Origin of the sequence: Microcystis sp. LE19-10.1B, from assembly GCF_027530565.1 — a bacterium.
In the GTDB taxonomy this organism is placed as follows: domain Bacteria; phylum Cyanobacteriota; class Cyanobacteriia; order Cyanobacteriales; family Microcystaceae; genus Microcystis; species Microcystis aeruginosa.
Genome location: NZ_JAPZQM010000159.1, coordinates 1 through 4,119 on the forward strand (window position 1 = coordinate 1; position 4,119 = coordinate 4,119).

Annotated in this window: 6 protein-coding genes; 2 read left to right on the forward strand and 4 right to left on the reverse strand. The window is 41.3% G+C overall.

What is annotated here, in order from left to right; translation table 11 throughout:
* Positions 1-135 precede the first annotated feature (135 nt).
* The 4 genes from nrtS to O9332_RS05680 are packed head-to-tail and all read right to left on the reverse strand — an operon-like array spanning position 136 to position 2,433.
* Positions 136-294: a nitrate/nitrite transporter NrtS gene (nrtS, locus tag O9332_RS05665; protein WP_288024173.1), complete on the reverse strand. Its 159-nt coding sequence runs from the start codon at positions 292-294 to the stop codon at positions 136-138.
* Positions 295-297: 3 nt separating this feature from the next.
* Entirely contained in the window at positions 298-861 is a 564-nt protein-coding gene (locus tag O9332_RS05670; RefSeq protein ID WP_002798240.1) for a GUN4 domain-containing protein, read from the reverse strand.
* 53 nt (positions 862-914) lie between these two features.
* A complete protein-coding gene (locus tag O9332_RS05675; protein ID WP_288024176.1) occupies positions 915-2,045 on the reverse strand; it encodes a CO2 hydration protein in 1,131 nt (376 codons plus the stop codon).
* Positions 2,046-2,076: 31 nt separating this feature from the next.
* Positions 2,077-2,433 carry a DUF1823 family protein gene (locus O9332_RS05680; RefSeq protein ID WP_043997341.1) on the reverse strand — a complete coding sequence of 119 codons (357 nt, stop codon included), beginning with the start codon at positions 2,431-2,433 and terminating at the stop codon, positions 2,077-2,079.
* Between the two features lie 205 nt (positions 2,434-2,638).
* Here O9332_RS05680 and O9332_RS05685 point away from each other — a divergent pair, with 205 nt between their 5' ends.
* Together O9332_RS05685 and O9332_RS05690 are read left to right on the forward strand one after the other, a co-directional pair.
* Positions 2,639-3,532: a DMT family transporter gene (locus tag O9332_RS05685; protein WP_288024180.1), complete on the forward strand. Its 894-nt coding sequence runs from the start codon at positions 2,639-2,641 to the stop codon at positions 3,530-3,532.
* A 327-nt stretch (positions 3,533-3,859) separates the two neighbouring features.
* Positions 3,860-4,119: helix-turn-helix domain-containing protein (locus O9332_RS05690; protein WP_288024182.1), on the forward strand; the 260-nt coding region annotated here is incomplete at its 3' end.

The window sequence follows — 4,119 nt, forward strand, 5'->3', positions numbered from 1 at the left end:
ACCGATTTTGAGGGGGTCAATTACCTAATTTTCAGGGAAAAAGTAGCTGAATTTCCCCCTGATCACTCCCATATCTGGTACTTTTGGATTTCAAAAAAGGCTAAAAGTCTTATCCAGCAAGGTTTTTAGATTTATTCAGCAGGCCCTAGATAAGTCAGTTATAAGGCTGTCCATTGTAGCATAACCGTGGTTAATTGTCAATAAAATTGTCCCCACTACTACAGCCACTCTTATCCCGGTGGGGGCAAATTGGGGGGATAATAAAGGTCGAAAATAGCCGATAATCCCTTTCATTGCCTATAAATCGCACTCTATCAGGCGAGTAAAACAAAAAGTCACCATTTTTAACCCGTAGGGAGACTTCCACCAGAGAGCGGGAAAACAGCCTTCAGGAGCTGCGAGACTAAAATCCCAGTGATCATAATCATCGATACGCCACTCATCTTTGTCGCGCCATCCTACCAATTCCCCAAATTTTCTAATCGTTTCCGCGTCTTGGGTACGCAGGGTGTTAATACTACCGCCGGCGGCAAAATATAACTTCACCTGATTGCTAAAACCGAAATGATCGCCGCTATAATTTTTCCAAAGGCGATCGAGTACCCGAATCACATTAACGGGAAACCGCATCATATCCTCTGGGGTTAAAGTATCGCGGGTTCTGCCGGCAGTTTCGAGGATAACTCGGAGAGTTTCTGCGTCTGCCTCCCTAAAGTTCCCCTCAGCTAGGAATTGCTGTAATTTACCATAGCGCTCGATGTCTGGTACTAACATCTGCCGCGCTTCGATGAGGGCAACCCGTTCGGTTAAAGATTGCAATTGAGCTAAAATATCCTGAAGTTGGACGTTAATATCTGACATAAATGTAAGGGGGTTTGTTGACTGCAAAAACTACGGATTTATCGGCAGAATAATTATTGATTTACCGCTTCTAATCTTGACTTGACAAAGCGATTCATCCATGCTTCTAGATAGATGCGATTGGCTTTTTGTTCTTTTAAATCTGTGGTAGTTAAAGGGTAAGGTGCTAATCCTTGAATGGCTGCCGTTGTTACACAAAACATCGACTTTTGAAAAGTTTCGCAGATCTGGACTAATAAATCTTCTTCTTGACGAAAACTCTTTTTATAAATGTCGTGCAGATAATCTGGTAAAAAGTGACGCATATCCTGCATTAATAGTGTGGGAGGAATCCCTGCACCTCCGATGGGTAAAGGATCTGCATACAAAGCACCATAGGCAAACATTCCTTGATCGTAGGGAATTTGATAGGCTTGGGCATTATAGGAAATTGTACCGGGGAAAGGTGTTCCGCGAAAGAAAACCGCCTCAACGTAGGGGATTGCCGTATCTGCAAGAAAGGTTAATCCTGCCGATTTGGGGATCAGATCATAGGTTTGTCCTTTGATTTTTACCTGATAGACAATTGCTTGACTAGCATTATCGACTAAATTTTTCTTAATGTGTGCCACCACTGCGGGAATACTGGTAATTTTTCCAGCATCGTAGAGATCGGATAAACTTAAAAAAGTATCGGCCATAATTCGCCAAAATTGACCTAAACCGCTATAGTAGGCCATCATCCGCATTTGTTCTGGCAAAAATTCAGGAAAGACTTTATTTAAACTTAAAACTAGGGGATTATTTCTAAATTTGGCTTGAATAACTTTGGCTGTCACTTCGCGAAAAGCGGCACTATCTACATAACTATCTAAACCACCCCCACCATGCCAAAACATGGCTTTCATGCAGTATTCAGCATACTCAAAATTAATGCGATTATGCCACCAGTGTTGTAGTAATTTCTGCCAAGATACTTGACCATTAAAATATTTAAAGAAGGGGAAAAAAACCAAAAACTGATTTTCCGCAATATAAATTAAATTTTTGGAATAAGCATCTAACACCACTCCGTAACTTTTCAGGATACCCACTACCTCGATCAAATTCTGGGGAGTATCTTTTAACAATGCTTCCCCAGCCGTGAGACGATCAATATAGGATGCTAGGGGATGAGAGGAGGACTTGACAGGGATAGTGACCATGCTAGAAGCTTGATAAAATAACTTTCCTTATCTATTTTAACCCATAAAAGCACAACCAATTAGCGGCGGTGGCACGGCGAGTCATGCGGGGATTGAATTCGCCAATTTTATAACCGGTAAACCCCAATTTATCTTTTAATAATTGTTTATTTTCTGGCAAGATCGATCGAGTTAATTTTACTGTTGGAGGACGATTGGCAATAAAATCTGGGGGTTCGGGATATTCACGTCGCCAATCTTCCTCTACTTGACTATTATCCCATTTTCCCTGACTTTCATCGTAACGATAACCTAAAGTTTGCCAAACCAATTTATTAACGGTTTCGTCGTCAATTTCATCGTTAATAATCGCCCAAATTGTCTCTATATTTAATTCTGGTAGTTCCATAGATTAAGTAAATGGGTGTGGGGAAGTGGGGTGATGGGGTGTGGGGTGTGGGGTGTAGGGTGTGGGGTGTGGGGTGTGGGGTGTGGGGAGAATAAATAAAATAATCTCCTATCTCCTGACGACCGGCTACTGACGACCGGCTACTGCCTACGGTTAAAATAACTGGTGAATAACATCATTGATCATCGCGTAAGCGTAGCCTATTTTGCCTCCTTCTAACGCCAAAATTATTTTTATCTTAACTATCGGTGTGGTGTCGGTTTCTGCATCGGCAATTTTTATCCGGTTAGCGATCGAAGCGGTAGGTAATGCTACGATCGCATTTAGTTTATTTTTAGCGACTTCGCGTCTGATATTGGCTTCTGTTGTCCTAATTCCGAACTGGTTGACCTTATCACGCCAAAAAGTCCCTATTAAAGCCTATTATTACGCAGTGGGGGCAGGATTTTGTTTAGCTCTCCATTTTGCTACTTGGATTACTTCTCTCTCCTACACCTCGATCGCCGCTTCTACCACTTTAGTCACCACTAATCCCCTCTGGGTTTCTCTGTTGGGTTGGTGGTGGTTTCGAGAAAAACCGAGCAAATTAACTTTTATCGGCATTTTTGTGGCTCTAACGGGGGGATTATTCATTGTTTTAGCCGATCGAGATCTCAGTAGCTCTTATCCTAACCCTTTATTGGGCAATAGCTTGGCTTTAATTGGGGCGATTCTCGTTAGTGGTTATATTCTCCTCGGACGGGAAGCACAAAGAAAGGGCTTAAATATTAAGAATTATATAACTGTAGCCTACACTACCGCAGGATTAGCTTTATTACCTGCTATTTTTTTATTCGGTCAAGGTTACGAAAGCTATCCCTTATCCGTGTATGTTTATGTGTTAATGATGGCGATTTTTCCGCAATTAATCGGTCATACTAGCTTTAACTGGGCTTTGCGATGGGTAGCACCGACAATAGTAACCATGGTAATTTTATTAGAGCCAATCGCCGCTAGTCTGTTAGGAGTGTTCATTTTTGGTGAAATACCAGCCCAAGAAGTCATTTATGGCGGATTAATTCTGTTAATCGGCGTAGGCATTGCTATTTTAGGCGGATAAGCTTGTTAGTGTATCTAATATTACCGGTTAAGTGTGATCTTGATCGCGGATGGTAATCACAGACAAAGACTAGATTAGTGTACAATGCTAACTGCATGAGAGTTTAGACAATCTGACTCACTTGAGCAATAGGGTTTTCGGGGAATTAATTCCCTGACTAGAGTTAGAAATATCCGATCATCGAAAATTTTGCGTCTGAAACCCCGCCGTTTTAGGTTGGCTTTGCTGTTAAATATGAGCATCGTTTACGAAATATATGCTAAAATATGAGACATGGAAAAAGCCTATTCTTACCGATTTTACCCCACACCCGAACAATAGTCGCTATTGCGGCGCACATTGGGCTGTGTAAGATTAGTTGACAATAAAGCTCTCCATCTCAGAACACAAGCTTGGTACGAAAAGCAAGAAAGAGTAGGCTACGCTCAAACTTCTTCAATGCTAACCGATTGGAAAAAGCAAGAAGAATTAGAGTTTTTAAACGAAGTTAGCTGTGTACCTTTACCACAAGGTTTAAGACATTTACAAACAGCTTTCACTAATTTCTTTGCTGGTCGTACTAAGTATCCTAACTTTAAGAAAAAACA